General features: G+C 44.3%; 21 protein-coding genes. 13 read left to right on the top strand and 8 right to left on the bottom strand.

The genetic code is table 11. The features are described 5' to 3' along the window. Positions 1–46 precede the first annotated feature (46 nt). On the bottom strand, positions 47–1,066 hold the full coding sequence (locus DP117_RS00350) for a transposase (protein WP_248277467.1): 1,020 nt from the start codon (positions 1,064–1,066) through the stop codon (positions 47–49). Between the two features lie 50 nt (positions 1,067–1,116). Between DP117_RS00350 and tnpA the strand changes: the two genes are divergently transcribed. Next, positions 1,117–1,518 (top strand): IS200/IS605 family transposase, encoded by a 402-nt coding sequence (gene tnpA, locus DP117_RS00345; RefSeq protein ID WP_169216352.1) that lies wholly within the window; start codon positions 1,117–1,119, stop codon positions 1,516–1,518. 543 nt (positions 1,519–2,061) lie between these two features. Here the strand turns inward: tnpA and DP117_RS00340 are convergent. From DP117_RS00340 to DP117_RS00310, 7 genes are all read right to left on the bottom strand, one after another. Beyond that, positions 2,062–3,294 (bottom strand): 5-(carboxyamino)imidazole ribonucleotide synthase, encoded by a 1,233-nt coding sequence (locus DP117_RS00340; protein ID WP_169216426.1) that lies wholly within the window; start codon positions 3,292–3,294, stop codon positions 2,062–2,064. Between the two features lie 62 nt (positions 3,295–3,356). Then, positions 3,357–4,673, bottom strand: a complete 1,317-nt coding sequence (locus tag DP117_RS00335) for a DUF4910 domain-containing protein (RefSeq protein ID WP_169216351.1) — start codon at positions 4,671–4,673, stop codon at positions 3,357–3,359. Between the two features lie 181 nt (positions 4,674–4,854). Further along, complete coding sequence (locus DP117_RS00330) at positions 4,855–5,508, bottom strand: PIG-L deacetylase family protein (protein ID WP_169216350.1); 654 nt, start codon at positions 5,506–5,508, stop codon at positions 4,855–4,857. A 110-nt stretch (positions 5,509–5,618) separates the two neighbouring features. Then, positions 5,619–6,473, bottom strand: a complete 855-nt coding sequence (locus DP117_RS00325) for a glucose-1-phosphate cytidylyltransferase (protein ID WP_169216349.1) — start codon at positions 6,471–6,473, stop codon at positions 5,619–5,621. 64 nt (positions 6,474–6,537) lie between these two features. Next, the gene (locus tag DP117_RS00320; protein ID WP_169216348.1) at positions 6,538–7,818 is read right to left on the bottom strand and encodes a class I SAM-dependent methyltransferase; all 1,281 of its coding nucleotides are present in this window, start codon (positions 7,816–7,818) and stop codon (positions 6,538–6,540) included. Between the two features lie 74 nt (positions 7,819–7,892). Further along, on the bottom strand, positions 7,893–8,453 hold the full coding sequence (gene rfbC, locus DP117_RS00315) for a dTDP-4-dehydrorhamnose 3,5-epimerase (protein WP_169216347.1): 561 nt from the start codon (positions 8,451–8,453) through the stop codon (positions 7,893–7,895). Further along, complete coding sequence (locus DP117_RS00310) at positions 8,444–9,478, bottom strand: SDR family oxidoreductase (protein WP_169216346.1); 1,035 nt, start codon at positions 9,476–9,478, stop codon at positions 8,444–8,446. The genes rfbC and DP117_RS00310 overlap by 10 nt, the downstream gene beginning before the upstream one ends. A 1,019-nt stretch (positions 9,479–10,497) precedes the next feature. Here DP117_RS00310 and DP117_RS00305 point away from each other — a divergent pair. The 12 genes from DP117_RS00305 to DP117_RS00250 all read left to right on the top strand — a co-directional run bounded on the left by DP117_RS00305 (position 10,498) and on the right by DP117_RS00250 (position 26,944). Then, the gene (locus DP117_RS00305) at positions 10,498–12,870 is read left to right on the top strand and encodes an NACHT domain-containing NTPase (protein ID WP_169216345.1); all 2,373 of its coding nucleotides are present in this window, start codon (positions 10,498–10,500) and stop codon (positions 12,868–12,870) included. A 304-nt stretch (positions 12,871–13,174) separates the two neighbouring features. Continuing rightward, positions 13,175–15,280, top strand: coding sequence for a glycosyltransferase (locus DP117_RS00300; RefSeq protein ID WP_339381103.1), 2,106 nt, complete (start codon positions 13,175–13,177; stop codon positions 15,278–15,280). A 6-nt stretch (positions 15,281–15,286) separates the two neighbouring features. Further along, positions 15,287–15,874, top strand: a complete 588-nt coding sequence (locus tag DP117_RS00295; protein WP_169216344.1) for a hypothetical protein — start codon at positions 15,287–15,289, stop codon at positions 15,872–15,874. Between the two features lie 337 nt (positions 15,875–16,211). Beyond that, positions 16,212–18,020: an ABC transporter ATP-binding protein gene (locus DP117_RS00290; protein WP_248277466.1), complete on the top strand. Its 1,809-nt coding sequence runs from the start codon at positions 16,212–16,214 to the stop codon at positions 18,018–18,020. Then, complete coding sequence (locus tag DP117_RS00285) at positions 18,017–19,828, top strand: ABC transporter ATP-binding protein (RefSeq protein WP_169216342.1); 1,812 nt, start codon at positions 18,017–18,019, stop codon at positions 19,826–19,828. Before DP117_RS00290 ends, DP117_RS00285 begins: the two co-directional genes overlap by 4 nt. Positions 19,829–19,839: 11 nt before the next feature. Next, a complete protein-coding gene (locus DP117_RS37165) occupies positions 19,840–20,418 on the top strand; it encodes an acyltransferase (protein WP_169216341.1) in 579 nt (192 codons plus the stop codon). A gap of 2 nt (positions 20,419–20,420) precedes the next feature. Next, complete coding sequence (locus DP117_RS36855; protein WP_282440228.1) at positions 20,421–21,020, top strand: acyltransferase; 600 nt, start codon at positions 20,421–20,423, stop codon at positions 21,018–21,020. Beyond that, the gene (locus tag DP117_RS00270; protein ID WP_169216340.1) at positions 21,010–22,191 is read left to right on the top strand and encodes a hypothetical protein; all 1,182 of its coding nucleotides are present in this window, start codon (positions 21,010–21,012) and stop codon (positions 22,189–22,191) included. The genes DP117_RS36855 and DP117_RS00270 overlap by 11 nt, the downstream gene beginning before the upstream one ends. Before the next feature lie 2 nt (positions 22,192–22,193). After that, the gene (locus tag DP117_RS00265) at positions 22,194–23,360 is read left to right on the top strand and encodes a hypothetical protein (protein WP_169216339.1); all 1,167 of its coding nucleotides are present in this window, start codon (positions 22,194–22,196) and stop codon (positions 23,358–23,360) included. A gap of 96 nt (positions 23,361–23,456) precedes the next feature. After that, entirely contained in the window at positions 23,457–24,602 is a 1,146-nt protein-coding gene (locus tag DP117_RS00260; RefSeq protein WP_169216338.1) for a glycosyltransferase, read from the top strand. A gap of 24 nt (positions 24,603–24,626) precedes the next feature. Then, positions 24,627–25,793: a glycosyltransferase gene (locus DP117_RS00255; RefSeq protein ID WP_169216337.1), complete on the top strand. Its 1,167-nt coding sequence runs from the start codon at positions 24,627–24,629 to the stop codon at positions 25,791–25,793. Beyond that, the gene (locus DP117_RS00250; protein ID WP_169216336.1) at positions 25,793–26,944 is read left to right on the top strand and encodes a glycosyltransferase family A protein; all 1,152 of its coding nucleotides are present in this window, start codon (positions 25,793–25,795) and stop codon (positions 26,942–26,944) included. Before DP117_RS00255 ends, DP117_RS00250 begins: the two co-directional genes overlap by 1 nt. Positions 26,945–26,959: the final 15 nt, after the last annotated feature.

Below are 26,959 nucleotides of genomic sequence, written 5' to 3'. Positions count from 1 at the left end.
TATTTTTAGCTGCGTTCTCGTCTCTATCTTGTTCAATACCACAATTTCAACAAAGTATTGAACGAACAGATAGGTCGATTTTACCCCATCTAAACCCGCAGTCAGAACAAATTTGGCTTGTGGGTTCCCACCTATTAATCGCATGAAACGTTCTACCAAGTTTGTCTGATTTAGCTTCACATAGCACCCGAAATTCTCGCCAACCTTGCAAACTAATTACTCTAGCAAGCTTGCGGTTTTTAAGCATACCCGACACATTCAAGTCTTCCAAAGCTATAGTTTGGTTTTCACTTACTACTTTGGTCGATAGATTGTGCAGAAAATCCTTACGAATGTCGTTAATTTGATGATGTTTCTTAGCAACACGGATGCGAGTTTTATTCCTCCGGTTTGATCCTTTTTGTTGACGTGCTAGCTTGCGTTGCAATTTACGGATTTTACGGTCAATACGAGCATAGTTTGGGCTTTGGGCTTTCTCACCATTACTCATCACCGCGAAAGTTTTGATTCCCAAATCAATACCGATGCTTTGGTTTTTAGCATTTATCTCAATGGGTTCAACTTCTACAACGAAGCTTATAAAGTAACGATTTGCGCAATCTTTTATGACAGTACAGGAGCTTGGTTCAGATGGTAATTCTCTCGACCAAATAGGTTTTAAGTTACCAATTTTAGCTAAATAGACAAATCCCGCCTTAACTGAAAATGCTGCCTTGGTGAATTCAGCCGACTGTTGATTAGTCTTCTTTTTAAATCTAGGATTACCCATCTTGCCACCCTTTCTTTTCCCGTTACGAGAATTGAAAAAGTTTCGATAGGCAACGTCTAAGTTTCTCAGAGACTGCTGCAAAGGTACAGAAGAAACTTCAGACAACCATTTTCTATCCTCTGTCTTTTTAGCTTGGGTCAACATAGCTGAAAGTTTGTTATACCCTGGCAACTTTTCAGACTGCTTACAAAATGCCAGCGCGTCATTCCAGACCACACGGACACACCCAAACAACTGAGCTAAACTCTGTCGTTGTTGGTCTGTTGGGTAGAATCTGTATTGATATCGCGCTTTCATTGTTTGTGATAGAATTGGTCTACTCTTGATTCTATATCGGTCTGTACCGAATGACAACCCAGTTCCGTAAAGAAAGACATTCTGTTTCAGACCTCAAGATTCACTTGGTCTGTGTAACCAAGTATCGTAGGTCTGTTTTCACTGCTGAAAGTCTAATGGTCATTGAAAAATCATTTAATGAAGTGGCTAAAAAAATGGATTTTCAAGTTCAAGAATTCAATGGAGAATCCGACCATATTCATGCTTTAATTGAATTTCCACCTAAGCTTTCTATCTCTCAAATTGTAAACGCACTAAAGGGGGTATCTAGCCGTCGTTATGGACAAGCGGGATACCCTAAACCCTATGGTAAGGATGCTCTTTGGAGTCCTAGTTATTTCGTTTCTTCGGTGGGTGGTGCGCCAATCGAAATTCTTAAGCAGTATATTCGAGAGCAGGAAAAGCCGTCCTAGAAGGACGGGGTTTTAGACCCAAATTTTCGATAATCATAGCAATAGAGCGTAATGCTCCTCAAAAAAACATTGGTGACGACCAACCACTTGACACAAACGGACTACGTTGTAGGTGACGCATTTGTCCCCTCCAAAATCAGCCAGCCCTCAAACATTAATAACTCGTTGGCAACACAGATCAACTAGAAACTTTCTCTGGCTGATTTTGGTACGTGTTAGACCCCGTGAACAGTGCAAACGTTGGGAAACGTAAAACAAACATAGAATTTGATTACAAATTCGCTACATACAAAGACTCCGTGGGGCGTCAGGAGTCTCAAAACTGCCTGTGGAGGTGAGACAGCCCTGCAGGAGGGTTTCCCGACAGAGGGGACTGCGTTAGCGCAGCGAGACCGAAGCCCTTCCCCGAAGGGTATCGTTACCGGGGATAACAGGATGCAAATCTAATTATCTAGGTGCGACCAAAGAAGCAGGAAATTTCTTCAAAGCGATTTGGGGAAGCCCCCACTGTATTCGGTACTCCGAATCAGTGGTGGGAGAACGTCACTGAGGATACCAGATAGATTCTATATTTCGGGCGATCGCCAAAGCGAGGTTGACGTTGTCCGCATCAGCAGACAAAGCGACACCTTGGGCGTTTGGGGCGATCGCAATCGCTTGAGCCTGATTTTCAGTATCCAGCAAAACGGTGACATGTCCCAGTTTGCGCCCAGGGCGCGATTCGGTTTTCCCGTACCAGTGGACGCGTGCTTGGGGAATCTGCTGTATTTGCTGGCGCTTGGTTATGTAGTCACTCTGAGAAATTTCATATCCCAAAAGATTAACCATCACAGCACTAGGGCAAATCATGCTTGTGTTGCCTAATTGCATACCACAAACTGCTCGTAAGTGCTGCTCAAATTGAGAAGTTTCGCAAGCATCAATCGAGAAATGCCCCGAATTGTGAGTGCGAGGTGCAACTTCATTCACCAGCACTTTACCATCAGCCGTCAGGAATAACTCTATACCAAAAACTCCCACAGTTCCTAAACTATTTAGCAAAGTGCTGGCAATATTCTCGATTTCAACAACCAAGTCTTTTGAAATATCAGCAGGTGCAATGACTCGCCGACACACCTGTTCTTCCTGCTGAGTTTCTACAACTGGGTAAGTGATGACTTCGCCACTTACAGAACGCGCTGCAATCACGGCTAATTCTCGTTCAAACGGAATCAATTCTTCTAATAAAAAACTAGATTGACTTTCAAGACTTTTTGTGTTTTCTAATTCTAACTTTTGCTTTAAACTGTCTATTTCCCTGATTATAAAAGTTCCTTGACCGTCATAACCGTGACGACGAGCTTTTAAAACTGCTGGAAAACCAATTTGGGAGGCGAAGATAACTTCAGTCGTTGTATGCCAATTTTGCTCTATGGCGACAAACCGAGGAACAGGTAAACCCAAATCACGTAAATAGCAGCGTTGATGATATTTATCTAAAAGGGGAGTCAAGGCTTCCAGTCTAGGACGAAAGCAAACGCCAAGTTCTGCCAATTTTGATAAAGCTGCAATATCAACAAACTCATTCTCAAAGGTGATGACATCGGTTCTTTTCGCTAATTGCGCTGTGGCGTCAGCGTCATCAATTGGGGCGAAAACGTTATCCTTCGCTGATACAGGTACAGCTGGATCGTTGAGGCTAGGAGTTTGCACGACTAATTCAACTCCTAACTTTTTGGCAGCACTTGCCATCATCCATGCTAATTGTCCACCACCAATGACACCAACACGCTTCATCGACATCTATCAAGAATCATGAGCTTCCACGCTTTAGTGTACACAACACTGGCACTCAAAGACTACTCGGGTTTGTCTTTTAATAAATCATGTTTTAGGAGCGCATCTGCTGCCTTATTGATAAAATCAAAACTCATACCGGCTCTATCTGCAATATCTAGTAAGGTATGCTCGCCGTCAGATAAATTTAGAACCCACAACATTGCTAGTTCAGTCATTTTTGTATCCGTCTGTCCACCAATTGCACCATATAAACCCCTTTTGCCTAACTGCGGTTCACATTTTGGATTTTGGTTTAAGTATTTTTTGTTGTTTTCTAGAATATGTAAAACTGACAAACACTTAGAGAATGAATCGGCAAGGTACTGAGGTTGCACAAGATCCAAATTGTCTGCTGATGTATGATATTGCGGATAACAACTGTGCGGCGTTCTCATGAAACAACCAACAGGCAAATTAAATGCTGGTGAACAAAACTGCCGTTCGTCATAGCCATAAGGAAAGAAATCTATGATGTCACAATCTTGATGAGAATGCTTGAGGACATGAGTCACGGCTTTATCAATTTCAGCATCACCTCGACGACTTTTTTTATAAGTAGACTTACCCGAATCACCTAAACAAGTTAAAACTAAACCGTGTTTAATCTTGTGAAGGTGATTTTCATTTAAGCAAAGCCAAGTGATAGAACCGATAGTTCCAGGAATAAAGAGAAATCGATAAGAATATGAAAGGTTTATTTGACTCAGATATTTTGCCAGAAATGTTGCTAGAGAAATACCAGAGAGATTATCATTACAAAGTGATGGATGACAAGCATGACATGATATCAGCACTTCGTCTGGTTTCTCTCCTTTGAGGTAATACTCGCCATATGTGAGATGACCATTCTCAAGAGAAGAATCAATGCACACCTCATACTCTTCATCCTGTAGTTCCAAGAATTGATTGTGACTGAGACAAAAGCCCCAGCTTTCCTTATAATATGAAGTTCGATAAGGAATCCAATCAGGATGTTCGGGTAGGGTAAATAGATGTTTCTTTAATTCCTCTAAAAGTATCTTTTGCCGAACCGGTACGCTGTAATTGACAACATGCAAGTTTGATTTATTAAAGTCTATAATTCTTTCTCCTTTCAAATTCTTAATATATGCATCTTTAATATTCCACTCTCTGGGTACTGTCCAATCAAAGACTTGAGTACCAGTAGGAACTTCATGCTTAGTTAATTGAATATATTTTTCAATCCAATGCAGAGTTTCTCGAAAACCATTGCCAGTAATAGAGCGGCAAATAGGATATAATTTGGTGATAAACTGGTACATTTGGTGGCTAACTTCATCTGGGTTAAGCTTCTGCCTAATATCAGTTATGTTCATGTTTTTCACCTTTGATAAAAATTGTTAGTTGCTAAATTGAATTCAGCTTTTGGTACTGGGGAGATAGAACCTCCCAACACTCGTTACCAGGCTGCAGCCCAGTAACGAGAATACAGAGGTTCAGCCTCTTGTGGGGAATAGTGCAAGTTCTCAGTAATATAACAGCAATAGAGTAGCCGAGCTAAAAAACGACTTTGCGACAATAAAAAGCCTCAGCATATTTATTGGGTGCATTAGATTCCATTCCTCGCAGTCTTAGAATTGATAGAAAGGTTTCTTCTGTAAACCATTGTTTGCTATTTTGTGATGGAAAGCTGTCAAGGATATATTTCACTTTTTCTTGGTAAATTTCTTCATTTAAATGAACAAATAAATTAGGATTTCCTAAATCGCCATCATATTTAGGGATTTCATACTCTAAAATTAAATGATTCCTAAATGTGTTCCAAGTCAAATCAGAAATTAAGCGATGGTCTTGATGCAAATCATGGCGAGAATGAGTAAAAATGATATCAGGATTATAATTACGCTTTAATTGCTCAAACGATTGTTTAATTTCACTTCCCATGAAAGGGAAAAACCCATCTTGAAATTGTTGTATTAAGATTTTCTTGTCTTGAACTTTTTCTAAAAACTTATTTGCGCTATTATAAGCTTCTTTTTCTCTTTGTGTATTTGAACTAAAAACAACCCAGTAAAAATTAATATTTGGGTAACTTTCTACCAGTTTTAATATCGTGCCTCCACAACCGATTTCGATATCATCACAATGCGCTCCTAAACACAAAACTTTATAAGTTAAATCACTTGTTTCTTCAAAACTGAATTTAAGCATATTGCTAATTTTTTAAGACAAGGGAATACTTTGGATAAACTTACTAAAAACAGTAATTACAGTAGATATCCTCAACAGACATCTACTGTAAAATACATTAGTATTTGCTCTTAAGCTAAATTCACGGGTATAGAATGAGTAGCAACATGGTGAATCGGACTATATTCTAAAAATTTTGCCTTTCTTTCAAGTAACTTCCAAACTGCCCAAGGAGCATTACCTTGACAATACATATCATCTAACTGCTGTTGCTCTTTAAAAGTATCCATACAAGCCCAAAAGCCGTTGTATTTATAAGCAACTAGCTGTTGTAATTTCATTAATCTTTGAAATGGTTCGAGAACCAACTCTTCTCCAGGCTCGATATATTTAAAGATATCTCTATGAAAAACAAAAAAGCCGCCATTTATCCGAATACCAGAGGTTTTGACATCTTCGATATCAGTTACCAAACCATTTTCTTGCATTGAAACTAAATGGAAACTGTGTGAGGGTTTGACGCACAGAAAACTAGCTATTTTATTATGTTTATGAAAATCTTCGATGATATCAGGTAGATGTAAATCTGTTAAGCCATCACTATAATTCGCTAAAAAGACCTCTTCTCCTTCTAAATATTCCTCAATTGCTTTGAACCTTTGACCAATATTTGAAGTCAATCCTGTATCGACAAAAGTAATTTTCCAATCTTCGATATCACTATTAGCAAGTTTTATTTTTTTACCTCCCTCCTGTAATGTAAAATCATTGGAAACACACTCATCATAATTGAGAAAATAATTTTTGACAACGTCTGCTTTATAACCAAGACACAAAATAAAATCTTTGTGTCCGTAGTGGGCATAGTATTTCATGACATGCCACAATATTGGTCTATAGCCAATATGAACCATCGGCTTAGGAATATTGGTGGAATATTCTCTTAATCTTGTTCCTAAACCGCCGCAGAATAAAACTACTTTCATCGTAATTTCCTCTTTTGTTTATTGTTCAAGTTTTTAATTAAGCTTGATTTGATTTATGGCTGGTTCAAGAATAGACATTGACTTCAGGAATTGGGACGACAAATTGACAACCCCAATCACGTACATAGGACATCTGCGCGATTATCTCGTTTTTCAAATTCCAAGGTAGAATCAGCAGATAGTCTGGCTTTGTCTCTTGAATCTTGTCTGGATGAAAGATTGGTATATGAGTTCCTGGTAAGAATTTGCCTTGTTTGTATGGGTTCCGATCTACGGTGTAATCAATAAAGTCTTCTCTGATTCCACAATAATTCAAAAGGGTATTACCTTTACCAGGAGCACCATAACCTGCAATTGATTTTCCTTGTCGTTTCGCTGAAATTAAAAATTCCAAAAGTTTGAATTTGGTTTCCTTAACTTTGGTTGCGAAGGAAGAATAGTGTTCTATGTTGCTAAACCCAGCAGTTTCTTCTCTAGCTCTTAGTTCTCTCACCTGCTCACTAATAGATTTAGAATTATCTTCTGTATGACAAGCATAAATTCTCAGAGAACCACCATGAGTTGATAGTTCTTCTACATCAAAGATGGTTAAACCGTGCTGTGCAAAAATCTTTTCAGCTGTGAGCAACGACAAGTAAGAGAAGTGTTCGTGATATATAGTATCAAACTGGTTTTCCTCCATCAGTCGCATGAGATGAGGAAATTCCATAGTGATGACACCTTTAGGTTTGAGTAAAATTTTGCAGCCTGCTACAAAATCGTTGATGTCAGGTACGTGAGCAAGTACATTGTTAGCTACTAATAAATCGGCTTGTTTCAAAAGAGCAGCTAATTCTTGAGCTGTGTTGATTCCAAAAAACTTGACAACTGTGGAAATACCTTTTGTTTTAGCTACCTCAGCAATATTAGCTGCTGGTTCTATGCCTAGAACAGGTATTCTTTTTGATAGAAAATATTGTAATAAGTAACCATCGTTACTAGCTATTTCTACGACTTGACTTGAGGTGTTTAACCCAAAGCGAGCTATGACTTTGTCGGTATAATTCTTAGCGTGTTGTAGCCAAGAGTCGGAGTAAGATGAAAAGTAGGCATACTCGCTGAAGATGTCTTGTGGACTGACAAATTCCTGAAGTTGAACTAAAAAACAGCGATCGCACACGTACACATGCAACGGATAGAAAGCCTCCATTTGGTTGAGCTGTTCAGATGTCACGTAGCTTTCACAAAGCGGTGACATTCCCAAATCAACAAAAGTGTGCTTTAATGTTGAACCACAGAATCGACAGCTACAACGATTCACGGTTGTAGTCTTGTGTACGTTGAGTTCCAAAGTAGTCTTAGTCATTTCTTAGCTTTGAGTATTTGGGAGCAACTTGATACGACTTGTACCTCACAATGTCTGTTTGGGAGGTCAAAGCCTTATACTGGTTGAACGTGGGTAGAGTTTAGAACAGTTTCAAAAAGTGACCAGCAAGTATCCTTTTGTGAAATTTCACTTATAGGTAAAGGCCATTCAATGCCAAAGGCTGGATCGTCATAGCGCAAACCACTCTGGTACTCTGGCGCGTAGAATTCACTCATCTGATACACAATCTCGGCTGCATCAGTTAGCGTTTGGTAGCCATGAGCGAACATTTCAGGTACGTACAGCGCTCTACGGTTCTGGGCAGTTAGCTCAACGCCAATGTGTAATTTATACGTAGGGGATTCAGGGCGCAAGTCAATGATGACATCGTAGATAGCACCATGAGTGCAGCGAACTAATTTTACCTCAGTTGCAGGAGCAACTTGATAGTGCATGCCCCGTAGAGTACCCTTTTTGTAGTTGAAAGCGAGATTGCATTGTACAATTGTTGACTTTAAGCCATGAGCGGAAAATTCCTCTTGGCAGAAAGTACGAGCAAAGAAGCCGCGAGTATCTTGTCGTTGTTCTAAGTCAATAAGGAATGCGCCTTGGAGTGAAGTTTGTGTCAATAGCATGACTTGTTCCAGAAGAAATTTTGATCAATTTGCCCAGTGCGAATCAGATACTCCAGCTGCTTCAAACGAGTGAATCCTCTAAATAAAAAAGTGGATTCTGACATATCGATAGAACTAAACACATCAAACAGCTGCTTCGCACCCTTAGCTGCATTCCACTCACACTTAAATCCTGGTAGTGTTGTGTTAATCTTCTCGAAACAAACCCGGTAGCTGCGGTTGTCTGCACCACTGTCTCCAAAGGAAAGCTTGCAACCAGGGAAAACTTCAGCGACTATCTGAGCAATTTCTTTGACTTGATAATTGCTAGCAGTGTCACCCACATTGAAGATTTGGTTGTGAACAATGTGGCGTTCTGCTTCCAGCGTACAGACAATTGCCTTGCAAATATCAAGCAGATGAACCAAAGGACGCCAGGGAGTACCGTCGCTTGTCATCTTGATTTCTTTGGTAGTCCATGCTAAACCAGCCAAGTTGTTTAAAACAATATCAAAGCGCATTCTGGGAGATACACCGAAGGCTGTAGCATTTCGCAAAAAGGTGGGAGAAAAACTATCATCAGCTAGTAACTTGACATCTCGCTCTACCAGCGTTTTACATTCTGCATAAGCTGTTTGTGGATTGACTTTGGACTCTTCCGTAACATAGTCCTCGGCTGCAACGCCATAAACACTGCATGAAGAAGTGTACACAAAGCGACGCACACCAGCTGCTTTTGCGAGTTCAGCAAGGCGAACCGAACCTTTATGGTTAATGTCGTAAGTCACATTAGGATATAGTTGTCCGGCGGGATCGTTGGAAAGTTCAGCCAGATGAACGACTGCTTCAACACCTTGTAAATCTTCTGTTGTGATGTGGCGGATGTCTTTGTTAAGAGTTTTGGCAGTTAGCTCAGTACCGTTGTACAGCCAACCAACTTTATAGTATCCTGTGTCAACCCCGATGACCTCATGTCCGTGTTGCATCAAGATTGGGGCTAACAACGAGCCGATATAACCTTCAGTTCCAGTTACGAGTATTTTCATAGGTTCCAAACCCTATATGTAAACCCAGGTTCTGTAAAATACCTGTGTTGACTGACTACAAAACTATTTCCTCGTAACGAGCCACTCTCGCACGAAGAGGTGCTTGCAACGCTGCCAATATTTATACCTATGCTGTGGTATCAGCGCAATTGTTTATGAAATAACAGTGTGCAACTTGTCTGTTTGCGATCGCGTCCTGGAAAATGTATGACTTAACGTATAAGTTCGACAAACGACACAGTTTTTACCTAACTTTCCCAAAAGCTTATTTGTATTCAAAATACTAGGTAACTTAACATTAAATCTCTCTAAGGGTAGAAGTCAGGGAAAAATTAAAACATTAGAAATTTATTACAGTTCTCAATTGCCAACACTATGCTCTTGTTTGAAACAGTCAGTCCATTTGGGGAATTCAAAATATGCCCTACCAGCACGCAGCGACTGACTCTAACAGGATTGTGTGTCTTTCATTTCTATGAGAATAATTATAATTCCCTTTCAATAGAATTCAAATGACTCTACTTTCCTGACTTTTTGTTTTGCGGATAAATAGAAGATTGACTTCTCCAGCTCTGTGTCTTTATTTATTGAAAAAAATATCTGCTCTTAAGATTCACAAACTTTTCTTTCTCATTCTTCATGAACTTGATGAATAGATTCTCAATTTGCTTTTATTTTTTTATAAAAAATAAAATTGTTTTCATTTTCTAATTACCATCAAAAAAATTAATATATCTTAAGAGTTCAAAAAGATTTTTGAGAGAGATTTGATATAAATTATTTATTGTATAGCTTGAAACGATTTAACGTTATTTACTCAGTTTTAGACTCATTTTCAGAGACATTGGCTGATTATTTCGATTTTTATGCTTTTCATGTATAACTTGATTGAGATAATTTTACATAAAACTTAAGCTCTGCAATTAGGTGATACTTCATTCATATTATCAAAATTTTGTCAATTCGTAAGTTATAAAAATTTTTTGAAATTTAGAATACCTAGGGTTTAATTATAGTTTATGGCAAGGCGTTCACTAAAAGCATCTATCTTAGGAATTCAAAAAGCCAAAAGGGCTTTTCAAGTCAGGGAATGGACGCAAGAGTATCTAGCGAGCGAGGTAGGGTTGGAAACTCGCCAGCCAATTTGGAAGTTTTTTACAGGCAAGCCGATTGAGCGTCAGAACTTTATGGAAATCTGCTTTCAACTCGGTTTGGATTGGCAAGAAATTGCTGAGCTACCAACTCAAAACCTACCGACACAAAATAAGCAGGATTGGAATAACTGCTGGGATATTAATACCTTAGTGCAAGTATTACGCTCGCGCCGAAGCGATAAGATTCAAGCCCAGTGTGCTACTATGCGGTTGTTAGATGTCGCTCAACCGATTGAGTTAGAAGACATTTATGTCGATGTCAATATTCTGAATAATATGACTTGTCAAAGATGGTTAGATATCTTTGAATTGCAAGACTTTGTTCAAGAATTTGATCGCTTTGGTTTAGGTGAAGTTTGTCAAGAACGAGTTAGCGCGATGCAGGTAGTTGCTACCTATCCGAAACTGATGGTGTTAGGCAAACCAGGCTCTGGAAAAACCACATTTTTACAACATATCGCCCAGCAATGTAATCAAGGCAACTTCCTATCAGATCGAGTTCCGATTTTTATCCGACTGAAAAACTTTGCTGAGGATGCAACAGAAACAGGGGATTTTAGTTTCTTGAATTATATCAGTCAAGAACTTGCCGACTTCGGAACTTGCGACCAGCAAATCCAAACATTACTCGCTCACGGCAGAATGTTAATTCTACTGGATGGCTTAGATGAAGTTCCAGAAGATGATAGAGCCGAAATCATAAAAAAAATTTGCAAGTTGTCTGAGGAGTATTACAAGAATCAGTTTATTATCACTTGTCGGATTGCGACCTATGAGTACCAATTTGAGGGATTTACTGATGTTGAAATTGCCGATTTTGACCTGCCCCAAATCGAAGCTTTTGTCCAAAAGTGGTTTGTCAACGTCAGCAGGAATGACAGGGAAAATGGAAAAGCCAAGGCTTGTCAGTTCATGCAAAAGTTGCAGTTATCGGAAAATCAGCAGATTCGAGAACTAGCCGTGACGCCGCTTTTGCTGAATCTGGCTTGTTGTGTGTTTCAAGCTCGTTCAGACTTTCCTGCTAGACGAGTCGAACTTTACAAACAAGCATTGAACATTTTGCTCAACCGTTGGGATGAAGCAAGAAACATTAAACGCGATAGAACTGGTAGTTATTTGTCTTTACCCCATAAGCTCAAACTGCTCAGTCAAATTGCTGCTATCACCTTTAAGCAAGAACGTTACTTTTTTACAAAAAGCAATGTCCGGCAATATATCGCGGACTATCTCCGTAATTTACCCACAAGCCTTGCTGAGCTGGAAGGACTGCAACTCAGTAGTCAAGCAGTGCTGAAATCGCTTGAAGCACATGGACTACTGGTAGAACGGGCGCGGGGAATTTACTCATTTTCGCATCTCACGTTTGCTGAGTATTTAACAGCGAGAAATATTGTCACTAGTCCGGAACCAGAGATATTACAAGAAAAACTCCTCTCACTGGTCAACCATCTGAACGAACCCCGTTGGCACAAAGTCTTTTTACTTACGGCTGGTATGTTAAATGATGCCACTGATCTGCTGCAGTTAATGAAGCAACACATTGATGCACTTGTAGCTTTTGATAAGCAATTGCAGGAGTTCCTCATCTGGCTCAACCAAAAGTCACTTTCAGTTAAAGCTCCTTACAAAAAAGCAGCTATTCGTGCCTTTTACCTGTCACTAGTACGAACTGAAGATCTGACATTGACTTATGACTTGGCTCTCTCCCTTGCGATTGATCCGAGGGTTGCTGACAATCTTGCTTCTGATTTGGCTATAGATCTGGTTCTTAGCCGCGCACTATCCCTAAGTCTTACCCTGCCTTGCGATTCTCCTCTAGAGCGAGTTTTTGCCCTCAACTTTGCTCTTCCTGATGAGCAAACTCTTGTCAGTAACCCTGAGTTAAAGCGATCGCTGCAACAACTTAAAGAACAACTACCATACCGAGATCAAGACAGAGAAAGGTTGAAGGAATGGTGCAACACTAATGGTTGTCTGAGTTGGGCTAAGAAATTGAGGTTTGTGATGCTTAGCTGTTGCAACATTGGTCATCAATGGCAATTCAGCGAACAGCAGAAGAAAGTGCTCAAGCAGTATTACGCCCTCAACCAGTTACTAGTGGATTGCCTCAAGAGCGGTTGTGAAGTCACTCCCTTGGTACGAGAGCAGATTTTGGAAACGTTGTTATTACCCGTCACTAGAACATCTGGTTATGTACTAGGCAATTATGGACGTGCTGGTGTTTATCACTACGGTTGACTTTCGAGGCACAACGTAATTTTCCTCTACCTTGGGACAGAAATAGACCAAACTTAGCAAACTCAAACGTTAAGTTATACATTTTCTGGGACGCGATCGCAAACACAACGGTTCCACACTGTTATTTCATAAACAGTTAATTCCACCCCAGGGGGATATTAACAATTCAAAATTCACGCATTCGCTCATTCAAAATTAAGAACCCCATACCATAAGGAGCGGGGCTTGTATCCTTTTTCTTTTTTTTGAACTTTGTTAGCGCAGCGGTCTATGCCTCCTTTGAATTTTGAATTTGAGCCTGCTCGTGGGTCACGAGCTAACCAATTTGCAGTCAATGGTGAGGGGTATTTTGCAAAATCTGATTTCATCTTATGAGCGCAGCCCTACAACGCCAACAAATACCGGGAAAGTTACAGTCAAGGGCAAATTTTTCTTTCTCGGTGATCAGAAGTTTTTTCTCAAAGGAGTGAGCTACGGTCCTTTCTCCACCGGTACACACGGTCAGCCGTTTCCAGAAAAACCAGTTGTGGAGAAAGACTTTGCCATGATGGCAGAGTTAGGGGCTAACTGTCTACGTATCTATACTGTTCCACCCGAATGGCTTTTGGATTTTGCTGTAGCCTACGGTCTAAGACTGCTCATTGGCATTCCTTGGGCTCAGCATATCGCCTTCCTTAACTCCTCTGCAACTCAAGCAGAAATCCGTAACTGCATTGCCACAGGAGTTAAAGCCTGCCGGAATCATCCCGCCACCTTTGCCTATTTGGTGGGCAATGAAATTCCTGCAGATGTTGTGCGGTGGCATGGTCAAAAACAAGTTCGTGCTTTTGTCAAAGAGTTAATGGCGGTAGCAAAAGACAGCGATTGTGAAACTCTCGTCAGCTATGCCAATTATCCCTGTACTGAATATTTAAATATTGACTTTACTGACTTTTTATGCTTTAACGTCTACCTGCATCGGGAAAAAGATTTTCGCTCTTACCTCTCCCGACTCCATAACTTAGCCGAGGATAAACCTCTGGTGCTGAGTGAGTTTGGTGTTGACTCAATGCGTGAGGGAAACCAAGCTCAAGCCGAGATTCTCTCTCAGAAGTTGTCATCAAGTTTTGAGATGGGAGCAGCAGGGACGATAGTTTTTTCCTGGACAGACGAGTGGTTTACTGGCGGGTATGCCATACAGGACTGGGCTTTTGGTTTGGTTGACACCGAACGACTCAAGAAACCTGCGTTCCACACGGTGCAGCAGTATTACACAGCGTCTCTGCCACCAGTGCTACCGGAGTATCCCAAAGTCTCAGTGGTTGTCTGCGCTTACAACGCTGAGCGCACTATGGATAGTTGCCTAGCTTCTCTTAAAGAACTCAACTACCCCAATTATGAAGTCATTGTAGTTAATGATGGATCTAGCGATCGCACTCTAGAGATTACACAGCGCTACGACTACGTACGCCTGATTAGCCAGGAAAACAAGGGACTGAGCGCAGCACGCAACGTCGGCATCGCCGCCGCGACGGGCGAGATTGTTGCCTTTACCGATTCTGATTGTATGGCAGATCCAGACTGGCTCACCTATCTGGTGGCAAAGTTTCTCTCCTCAGGTTTGGCAGCAGTTGGTGGTCCAAACTTATCTCCTCCTGAGGACTCTCTTGTCCCAGCCTGTGTTGCTGTGTCTCCGGGTGTACCCACTCATGTACTTTTGAGCGATGAGGTAGCTGAACATATTGCTGGCTGCAACATGGCTTTTCGTCGGGAGGTTCTACAGGAAATTGACGGCTTCGACCGGCAGTATCGTGCTGCTGGTGACGATGTTGATATATGCTGGCGGCTGCAAGACAAAGGGTACGCGATTGGCTTTAGTCCAGCGGCAATAGTATGGCACTTTCGCCGTAACACGGTAGATGCATATCTTAAGCAGCAGCGAGGCTATGGTAAGGCAGAGGCGCTTGTTTATTTTAAGCATCCCTACCGTTTTAACCTTTTGGGACAGCCCAGCTGGGCTGGGAGAATCTACGGAGACTTATCTTCGTTTCTTCGTTTCGGTCAACCAGTGATTTATTCTGGGGTGTTTGGTCGCGGTTTGTTTCAAACATTATATGAGCCTCCTTCGTCGCTCATCTCTTATCTCCCCTTAACACTGGAGTGGAATGTAGCAGCATTTATCCTTTTTGTGTCTGCGCTTGGGTCCGGCGATCGCCCCTGGGTGGGCACAACAATGTTCTTGATTTCTTGTGTCTGGTGTGTAGCGCTTGCCCTACAGGCGCGGATTGACTCCCGTTTTCAGGGAGCAAGGGCACGTCTGCTTGTTGCCCTGTTAATCTACCTCGGTCCTCTAGTACGTTCTGTAGAACGCTACCGCTGGCGCATAAAACAACTCACGAAAGTAGAGCCGATAAAGTTTAATCAGCCGTAAAGAAAAATGGAAGCAGTTTCTAATAACAAGATTCAAACACTGACTCAACCGGGGTTGATAAAGTTTGCTCGATCAGCTCAGAGAGTACACATTTGCTGGGGCGATCGCGCCTATGAGTTGTCCTATTGGACAGAAGCAGGACTGGAAAAGGAGAACCTGCTTCAAGAGGTCATGGATTTCCTCCTCTCCTACAACTATTTCATCGCTGTCGATGATGGCTGGAGTGACTGGGATTTGGAGATTCACCAAGGGATCTGGTCAAAGATTCAGGTGAAGGCGTGTACTGAAAATCATGGTGGCAATAAGAGATTACTGAGGCTGCGTTGTGGACTGAGAATGTCACAGTTTGCCACTATGGCTATGCTTGCGTATTTTGTCTACACAGTTGTGGCAATACTTCTGGGAATGTCAGGAGTAGCTTTAATAACATTTTTATTCGGCGTACTCAACGCCATCGTCATTTTTTATCAGAACTTTCGCCTAGGGCGTATTCTCTACCACGTACTGGAGATTGTCGCCAAACAACTCCACCTGCTGCCGATACACGGTAATAGCACCAAGCCTGTCGTGCTAAATGCAGTCATACAGTCATAATGTTTGTTTTGGTGCTCCTCTATACTACTCCCGAACTGCCAGAAGAATACCTATTTTTGAACCGCACCAGAGCGAATTTGCGGTGTGGATGTTCCTCCCGCAAAGTTCGCGGTGGGCGCAGAGAAAACAGAGAGAGGAGTAAATTACTATAGATAATCTCAGTACAGCATTTCATTAATTTGTAGCCTAACACTCTGCGTACCTTTGCGCTACCTTGGCGTTCCTCTGCGTTAAAAAATACAAATTTATGTAAATTTGTACTTAGGCCACCGAAGGAAGTAATGAGCAAATGGTCAGACAAGAGGTGAATTTGTAAATGAGGCAAGGGATTAAACTGATGATGCACCGATACGGGCGCTTGCTCCGATATCCGCTGCGCCAATGGCGCACCATAATAGCAATCCTCGGTCTCACGGCTGGCACTTCAGCCACCGCAACACTTCAACCTTGGCCAATGAAAATCCTAGTGGATTATGCCCTGTCTGGGGCAGCCCTCCCGCCCCTAGTTTCTTCGTTTGGGAACTTTAACGTATCCCTGACGCCGCCACTGCTGGTCATTGTCGCTGCTTTAGGTAGCCTCGGACTTTATGCTTTGAACGCGACCCTTGACACGACCTTGAACTGGGCTTGGAGTGCTGCTGGGCAAGGTATGGTCTACGAACTGGCTCAAAACCAGTTCTCTCGTCTTCAACGCCTTTCACTGCAGTTCCATAGCCAGCGTACTGTCGGCGATTCTTTGAGCCGCTTGACAGGAGATTCCTATTGTGTATACACCTTGGTCGGTGCTGTGCTCATTTCACCTGTGCAGCATCTGCTTATGCTCTTGACTATTAGCATTGTCGCCTGGAACCTGAATTCTTTACTGACGCTGATAACGCTGTTAGTTGCACCAATGATGGCTGGTTTTGCCCTCGTCTTTGGTTCCCGACTCAAGCGCCGGACAAAGCTGAATCGCGAGGCGCAGTCTCGCCTCACCAGTTTTGTCCACCAAACGCTCACAGCAATCCCAATGATTCAGGCATTTAGCAGGGAGAGTTACAATACTCAGCAGTTTAAGCACTTGGCTCGAGACGCAGTTACGATTTCGCAACGCGAAACCCTGCTCAAAAGTACCTACGGTCTTGCCAATGGTTCTGTGACAACGGTTGGTAATGCGGTTGTCCTTTATGTGGGCGGGCTGCAGGTGTTATCGGGAGCCATGAGTGTCGGTAGCCTGCTGGTTTTTTTGGCATATCTACAATCCATACAAGGAGCATTTCGGGGCTTGTTTGGCATCTACGGGAGTTTGAAGTCAGTGGAAGCCAATATGGATAGAGTGCTAGAGATTTTGGATGCTAAAGATGGAGTCCAAGATGCCCCAGGAGCCAAACCATTGCCTGTTCGTGCAGCTTCTGAGCGGGGACATATATGTCTAGAGGAAGTTACTTTCGGTTACGAAGTTGACTATCCTATCCTGCAAGATATTACCCTAGAAGCGCGACCAGGAGAAACTATTGCTTTGGTCGGTGCGACGGGTGCTGGTAAGAGTACGTTGGTCTCTCTCATTCCTCGTTTCTTTGATCCCTGGCAGGGACGAGTCCTATTCGATGGGGTGGACGTACGAGACGTGCAACTCAAAAGCCTGCGCGAGCAGATTGCCCTAGTCCTACAGGAGCCGTTTCTCCTGCCACTTTCGGTGGCACAGAACATTGCTTACGGTCGTCCGGGAGCCAGCTTTGAGGAGATTGTCGCAGCCGCCAAAGCAGCTAGGGCAGACGAATTCATCCGGCAGCTGCCCCAAGGGTATGACACTGTTCTGAGTGAAAGAGGAGCTATTCTCTCTGGGGGACAGAAACAGCGGCTGGCGATCGCACGCGCCCTGCTTAAGGATGCGCCAGTACTGATTCTCGACGAACCCACTTCTGCTCTCGATGCCCAGACTGAAATGCTGCTGTTGTCCGCTTTAGAGCGCCTGATGCAGGGGCGGACAGTATTTATTATTGCCCATCGCCTCTCTACTATTCTCCGGGCGGATCGGATAGTAGTGCTGGATCAGGGTAGGATTGTGGAGATGGGAACGCACCAGGAGTTACTGGCAGCTTCTGGTCTTTACAAGCGTTTGCACTCCTTGCAGTTTCCCGAACCGCCGCAGGAGATCGTCTTATGAAACTGTGGTGGCTACGATTGGCACGTTACGCCCTAGTCCGTTGGCGCGGACTCGCGTTTGTGCTGCTGCTGATGCTAATTAATGTCGGGCTGAATGTGCTCAAGCCTTGGCCTTTGAAGTTGATTGTTGATTGCGTCCTCGGTAACCAACCCCTGCCAAATACTCTTGTTTGGCTCAAAACCTTAGCTGGTGATGCCGATACTGCGCTACTTGGTTCCTTAGCAGGTGCCACAATCGTTCTATTTCTAGCTAGTGAAGGAGTTCGTCTGCTCCAAGATTATGTTGGTGCTGGCGTTGGCAGTCAAATGGGTTATGACTTGGGAGCAGCACTGTTTCATCGTCTACAGCATCTTTCCCTGGAGTTTCACAACCGACAGCACGCTGGCGATCTCGTCCGGCGAGTCATGACTGACAGCATCTGTATTCGGAATTTGGCGATGGGGGTTTTTCTGCCCGTGCTTACTTCCGTGGTGAATCTGGTTGTCATGTTCGTTGTCATGTGGCAACTTGATCACTTCCTTTCACTACTCTCGCTGGTCGTTGCTCCTCTGATTGTGTTACTTATTTGGGTATTTAACAAGCCCATGATTGAGCGAACCTATCAGCATCAACAATTTGAAGGCGAGATTATGGCGCTTGGCGAGCAGACGTTAACAGCGCTACCAATTGTTCAAGCATTCGGTCGCGAAGCACACGAAGATGAGCGCTTTCGCTACCTGTCCCAAAAAGCGCTCCAGGCTTGTTTGCGCGCTATCCTTGCCCAGATGCAATTCAAAATTGGGGTGAGCGGGGTAACCGCAGTCGGAACAGCAGCAATTATGCTATTTGGCGGCTTTCAGGTTCTGAATGGGTCACTTTCAATTGGGTCTTTACTGGTCTTCCTTTCTTATCTCGCCTCCTTGTATGTGCCGATGGAGACTTTGGCTTACATGTCGTCTGGTTTTGCAGCAGCGGCAGCTAGTGCTCTGAGAGTGCTAGAGGTGTTAGATGCCAAGGAGCAACTACGGGAAATTGCTGATATAAAACCTCTGCTTTTACAACCTGGGAAAGCGAGTGGATACGTATGCTTAGAAGGAGTCACCTTCGGGTACCAGGATGGCAAACCCGTACTCCAGGATATTTCCTTGGAAGCACAGCCAGGGGAAATGATCGCGCTGGTTGGAGCGACAGGAGTTGGTAAGAGTACGCTGGTTTCCCTGATTCCCCGTTTTTTCGATCCTTGGCAGGGACGAGTCCTCTTTGATGGGGTGGATATCCGAGAGGTGCAACTGCAAAGCTTGCGCGAGCAGATTGCCTTGGTGCTGCAGGAGCCGTTTCTACTACCGCTAACCATTGCCGAGAACATTGCTTATGGTTGTGTTGGTGCTAGCCGCGAAGCGATCATCGCCGCCGCCCAAGCTGCCAATGCTGACACCTTTATTCAACGGTTACCTCAAGGTTATGACACGGTTATTGGTGAGCGTGGTGCTACGCTTTCAGGGGGAGAGAAGCAACGGTTGGCGATCGCCCGTGCCCTACTCAAAGATGCCCCAGTCCTGATTCTGGATGAACCCACCTCTGCTTTGGATGCTCAAACCGAGTTTCTGCTGCTGGAGGCATTAGAGCGACTGATGGCAGGACGAACTACGTTTATTATTGCCCATCGCCTCTCGACAGTACAACGAGCAGACCGGATCGTGGTGTTGGAAGGAGGACGAATTGTGGAAAGCGGGACCCATCAAGCATTGCTAAACGCTCGTGGTTCCTATTATCACTTCTACCAAATCCAGTCGAATCTAGACAAAGCTTTACTGAGACATCATAGATGAGGAGAGTAACTGTGAAAGATTTAGAAAGCGTACCATCAACTCGCCAAATAAGTCTAGCTCTTCCTTTCAATGTCCAGGTTGGGCTTAATAGTGTCATCAACTATGATCAGCGCTGTTTTGCTCGCTTTTGCAGCCGCATCAACCCCGCGCTGGTCGTTGGCGCAAACTGCACGATGGATTATGTCCACTTTGCTCTGGGAGAAGCTGCCAGGGTTGAGATTGGAGACTATTGTTATTTGACCAGTGTCATTCTGCTTTGCGAGCAAGAAATTTGCATCGGCAATTATGTGGTTTTGGGATGGAATACCACAATCGCTGACACTGACTTTCATCCGATCGCACCTGCGGAACGGATTGCAGATGCCATTGCCTGCTCTCCTCTGGGCAAAGGACGACCGCGTCCTCCTGTTATGCGACAGCCGGTGACAATTGAGGATAATGTTTGGGTTGGTCCCAATGTCACAATCCTCAAAGGAGTTCGCATTGGTACCGGTGCTTGGATTGAGCCAGGGGCATTAGTGACGCGAAATGTCCCGCCACATACCAGGGTGCTGGGAAATCCAGCCCAAGTGATCGGGGAGGTGGGATAAACATGGGTTCTACACGCACACTACCGTGGGACTGGTATCCGGGCACGATTCCCGACAACGTTGTTTTGGGAGATGACACTTATATCGAAACGAGTCTCAGCTTTGAGCTTTGCCGCAGTCAAGCGCCCGTAGGACTACGATTAGGTCGAGGCAGTGCCGTATATAAAGACACTATGTTCGACCTTGGTGTACACGGTAGGGTAGAGGTGGGGGAATATGCGTTGATTCACGGTGCCCGCATCGTCTGCGATGCCGAACTGAAGATTGGCAATTATGCCTTGATCTCCTGGCAAGTCGTTCTAATGGATACCTACCGTTTACCATTCAACTTAATCGAGCGACGACAAGCTTTAGAACGAGCAGCAGACACAGCTAGTCGCTCCCCTAGCGCCGATGTCCCAGCGCAACCAATTTGGATTCAGGATAACGTCTGGATTGGCTTTGATGCCTGTATTTTACCAGGGGTGACAATCGGTGAAGGGGCAATCGTCGGTGCTCGGTCTGTCGTCACTCAGGATGTCCCGCCGTACACCGTTGTGGCTGGCAATCCTGCCCGTGTCGTGCGGCACTTAGATGCAGGAGGGATTGATCATGAGAAGTGAACGCCTCAGTAAGGGCAAAATTATTGTCTTCGGGATTTTGTTCTGGTATCCCCTCGCAGGGGTGACTTATCAGTTCCTGCACTACCTGCTAGGGCTGCGTCGTCTCGGCTATGACCCCTACTACATCGAGGATTCAGGACGCTGGGTTTACAACCCTCAAATCAACGACCTTTCTGGGGACGCTAGCGAGAACATTAAGCGAGTCGCGCCAATTTTAGAGGCGTTTGGCTTCACAGAGCGTTGGGCGTTTCGCGGTCATTATCCTGGGGGTGAGTGTTATGGCATGACCGAAGCCCAAATCCTGAAGTTATATCGCGAAGCAGATGCATTCTTGAATATCACTGGCGCTCAGGAAATCCGCGAAGAGCATTTGGCTTGTCGTCGCCGTATCTATGTTGAGTCCGATCCAGTTGCGTCTCAGATTCGAGTGGCTCAGGGGGACAAAACCATGATTGATGACCTGGTTGCCCATGATACACACTTTAGCTTTGGGGAAAATTTGGGTGCATCTGACTGTGGAGTGCCGAGCGATCGCTTCGGTTGGTTACCAACTCGTCAACCGATTGTGACTGAGTTGTGGGACACTTCAAATCATACACCAGGTATCGCTTATAACACAATTACCACCTGGGACAACAAGGGGGGTAAAGACATTACCTATGAGGGTGAAATCTACTACTGGCGAAAGGCACGTGAGTTTGAAAAATTTATCGATCTCCCGCACCAGCGTCCAGTGTCATTTGAGATTGCGGCTAGTGGCGTAAGTCAGAATGCGCGCTCTGTGCTGCACAAACATGGTTGGAGCCAGGTAGACTCAATGGAACTCTCCCAAGATATGAATCGCTACCGCAGTTATATCCAGCGATCGCGTGGGGAATTCACCGTGGCGAAGGATCAATACACGCGGCTGTTGAGTGGCTGGTTTAGCGATCGCTCTGCCTGCTATCTAGCAGCAGGTCGTCCTGTAATCACTCAGGAAACAGGATTCAGCAAATTTTTGCCAACGGGTAAAGGACTTTTTGCATTCAAGACTATGGAAGATATTTTGGCGGCACTGGATGCAATTGAAAGCGATTATGCCGGAAATTGTCGGGCGGCACGGGAGATTGCCGCCGAGTATTTTGCCGCAGAGAAAGTAATTGGCAGTCTTATGGAACGAGCGGGGTTATAAACATGGCACGCATTGTCGTTTGTGGCTATATGATTCGATATCCCGTAGCAGGAATGCTCCTCGTTTTCTTTCACTATGTGCTGGGGTTGCTGCGGCTGGGGCATAACGTGCTGTATTTGGAAGAAAGTGGCTGGTCGCAATCCTGCTACGATCCCGTACGCCGGGAGTACAGCGATGATCCACAACAAGGGTTTGAGATTATTCACGCCGTGATGGCTAAATTCGGTGTCCAGATCCCAATCTGTTATATCAATCGCGAGTCTGGCCAGACTTGGGGGACAACCTGGGATGACTTGAAGCAGATGCTAGGAGAAGCTGATCTACTCCTGAATATTGGGGGGGTTTGCTGGTTACCTGAGTTTCGTCTGTGTCATCGGCGTACTCTGATTGATCTAGACCCCTTCTTCACCCAAATTGGGCGCTTCGCGGTTGAGGATTTAGACGAGTATCAGATGTATTTCAGCTATGGTGTCAATATTGGCAAGTCAAATTGTACGATTCCGACGCGTGGAATTGATTGGCATCCTACGGTTCCGCCTGTGGTGCCTGAAATTTGGCAGAGGCGGGTGGCTGTGAATGAACAACCCCCTGTAGAAAGTGGTACAGATACTCCCTTCACGACGATCGCTAATTGGAGTGCTTATGGAGGAATCACGTATGCAGGGGAGTATTACGGGCAAAAGAGCGAAGAATTCTTGCAGTTGCTGAACCTGCCAAACCATACCTCACAACGTTTGGAACTGGCGCTGTCTGGAGCAAATTCGGAGATTCAAACGCAATTCCTGAAAGCGGGATGGCTGATACGAGATGGTGGAGAGGTGAGCGTAGATTTATCAACCTATCAAACTTATTTAATTAACTCACGCGGAGAATTTAGCGTTGCCAAACAAGCTTATGTCAAAACCCATAGTGGCTGGTTCAGCGATCGCAGTGTTTGCTATCTCGCGGCTGGTTTGCCTGTCGTCTTACAAGATACAGGGTTTACAGATTGGCTGACCACGGGTAAGGGAGTGCTGGCGTTTTCATCGTTGGAGGAAGCGATCAACTGCATTGAGCGCATCAACGTGGCTTATCCAGAACATTGCCGTGCAGCACAGGCAATTTCTGAACAAACGTTCAGTTACAAAATTGTGCTACCTCGACTAGTTGAGATGGCATTATCCAGTTAACAAATATTCAGTTAACAAATATCTAGTTAACAAATATTTAGTTAACAAAGCTGTGACACCTTTTGAGCACGTATAATCATTTACTAGTCACCCTATATGAACATCATTTTTGCGGGTAGTATCGGTCGCTTTCCAGTTGGAGGACATGCTTGGGTTGATATGCAATATCTACTTGGGTTGCGATCGCTTGGTCATAAGGTGTTTTATCTGGAGGAATGTGGACCAGAATCCTGGGTGTACCACTGGGAAATGGAACAAATGACGACTGAATTGGACTACCCAACCACCTATCTTCAACAGTGCTTAACCGAAATTGGGTTTGATAGCTGCTGGATTTATCGAGCAGGCGAGCAGTCTGTTGGGATGAACGTGGCTGATTTTTTGGATGTTTGCGCTCAAGCGGATTTGTTGATTGTCCGGGGTTCTCCCATTCCCCTTTGGCGACCAGAATATGATTTGCCGAAGCGCCGCTTGTTTATTGACTCTGATCCAGGGTTTACTCAAATTCATTTAAGTCATGGGGATGCCGATCTCAACAACACCGTTGAACGCTGCGATCGCTTATTTACGGTTGGACAACAGGTGGGAGCGCAGGGTTGCTCTGTTCCTACGTTAGGTAAGCATTGGCTGAAGATGTTCCCGCCGGTGTTTCTGCCGTACTGGCCGGTAGCGGAGGACAAGAATGCGACTCATTTTACGGTCGTGATGCAATGGCGCAGTTATCGGGAAGTTACCTATGAAGGAAACAGCTACGGTAATAAAGACAAAGAATTTCCCACGTTTATAGATATACCAAAACTGACTCAACAGCCATTTCGGGTTGCATTGACAAGTCCACATACAATTCCTGAACAATTAATCGAGCACCATTGGGATGTGGTTCCAGGATGGGCCGTTTCATTTACACCGGAATCCTACCAGCAGTTCATTCAGAATTCTCGTGCTGAGTTTGGCATCGCTAAACAGGGTTATGTAGCAATGCAAACCGGTTGGTTTAGCGATCGCAGTCTATGTTATCTGGCCTCCGGCAGACCGGTCTTGCTGCAAGACACAGGCTTGAGCGATTATTTGCCAATTGGAGAAGGGATTTTGACTTTCCGTAACCTGTCCGAAGCCGTTGATGGCATAGCAGCGATTAACGCGGACTATGAGCGACATCGACAGGCAGCACGGAGATTAGCAGAGGAATATTTTGACTCAAATAAAGTTCTGACATCTATTTTAGAAGCGGCAATGAATTAATCATCAATTTAAAGAAATATCACTATGTCAACAGTAACTATCGGATTCTTTCCTCGTGAACAGTTCTCTCTAGCGGCTAAATCGTTAGAGCGGATCTTTGAGTACACCCATATTCCGTTCAACCTAATCGTAATCGATTGCAACACTCCTAAGGTGTATTGGCAACAGATAGAACAGGTATTAGAAGGTCGGAGTAATGTCACCGTCATTCACACGGATCAGTATTTGCAAGCCAATCAATTAAGAAATTTGGTGATTCAGAAAGCGACAGATGACTTCGTTTGTTTCGTCGAGAATGATGTTCTGGTCGAGGAGGGTTGGTTGTCTCACCTGATTGCTGCCTGCGAAGAACAACCTGCGGATGTAGCGGTGCCCCGGATTATTGAAGGTCCTTTGGGAGCAACCAGCATTCACTGGGATAAACACCAGGGGCAAGTCAGAGTCGTGCAAACCGCCAATGATATTCAATGGGAGCTGCTGCCAGCTATGGGAGACCAGCAAATTGACACAGGCGATCACCGCCGAACGCTAGCGTTAGCTGGAGAAGCTCACTGTCGGCTCTATCGTCGCAGCGTTTTTGACCGATTTGCGTTTGATGAAGAGGTCATTTATCTCGATCACCTCGATTCTAGTTTGGCGTTATATGATGCCAAGATTCCGGTTGTTTTTGAACCAAAGTCCGTTGTTCATTTCTGGCACCCCTACCCGCCCTGTCCGGATGACCTCGACTATTTCTTCTTCAGATGGGAACTTGAGCAATCGGGCAAGAGCCTTGAGCGGATTCAAAAAAAGTGGAATTTGGTTTCACTGTATGGCGATCTGAGTTTTGCAATCGAGCGGAATCACATTGGTCATCTCTATGAGATCCGGGAGAAACTGCAATCGTTGATCTCACCCCAGGAACCTTTCATCTTAGTGGATGAGGATCGCCTGAACGGCAATGAAATCATCGCCGGCTTTCGGACGATTCCCTTCACGGAACACTGTGGACAGTATTGGGGAGCGCCAACCGATGACCAGATGGCGATTCGAGAGTTTGATCGCCTGCGTCAAATGGGAGCGGGCGCGATCGTTTTCCTCTGGCACACGTTCTGGTGGCTAGACTATTATCCTGGATTTCGGGATTATTTGTATCAAACGTTTCCCTGTCTATTACAAAATGACCATTTGATTGCTTTTAATCTACGCTGATGAATAAGCCTCTAGCCAGTATCATCATTACTAACTACAACTATGAGCATTTTCTGCCAGAGGCGATCGAAAGTGCTTTTAATCAGAGCTATCAGCCGACAGAAGTGATCGTGGTTGATGATGGTTCAACGGATCACTCACTGCAAATCATTGCTGATTATAGAAAATACTATGGAGAACAAATAATTCCTGTAGTAAAGGAGAACGGGGGACAAGGTTCTGCATTCAATGCCGGTTTTGCCGCCAGCCAGGGTGATACCGTTTGCTTCTTAGATGCAGATGATATTTTGTGCCCTAGTGCTATCGAAAGAGCAGTCGAACTGCTGCACCAACCTAACGTAGTTCAGGTACATTGGCCGCTCTGGGCGATCAATGCCAATGGTGAACCACTAGGAAAACTGATTCCCAACGCACCTCTACTAGAGGGAGATTTACGCGATGTGGTGCTTGAAAAAGGGCTGGAGGGCTATATTTCTGCTCCTACGAGTGGCAACGCCTGGTCACGCCGTTTTCTAGAGCAGATTTTACCTCTACCTGAGTCCGACTACCGTTTCTATGCCGATTCCTGCTTAACCTTTTTGGCTCCTTTCTTTGGTTGCGTCAAGTGCATCAGTGAATACCAGTCTTTGTATCGTATTCATGGCAACAATGGCACCAATAAGTGGACTTACAATCACCAATTGGAGCAACACCATGATCACATGACTGTATTAGGTAAATACTTACAGGAACAAGGGATTGAAATGGAACCTGTTTTTGCAGCTTGGAAAGGTAAAAAATATCAACACCTTCAGCACATGGTCGAGTTGGGGCAAGAACTAGAATACTTCATTTCACCAACACAAACTTACATTTTGGTGGACATGGCCGAATGGGGACCGGGACAACTTCTGGATGATCGCCAAGCCATCCCCTTCCTCGAAAAGGACGGTCTTTACTGGGGTGCACCTGCTGATGATGCCACAGCTATTCAAGAATTTGATCGATTGCACAAGCAGGGTGCAAGGTTTATTGTGTTTGGCTATCCAGCTTTTTGGTGGTTTGACTACTACATAGAGTTCTGTCGCTATTTGCATACGATGTTTCACTGTGTTTTAAACAATGAGCATTTGATTGTTTTTGATTTGCAATCAGATGTTTGCTCAGGTTAGTTAACAACTGTTACC

Origin of the sequence: Brasilonema sp. UFV-L1, from assembly GCF_012912105.1 — a bacterium.
GTDB lineage: Bacteria > Cyanobacteriota > Cyanobacteriia > Cyanobacteriales > Nostocaceae > Brasilonema.
The sequence above is the reverse complement of the archived record's forward strand: the minus strand, read 5'-3'. Positions and strand labels throughout refer to the sequence as shown.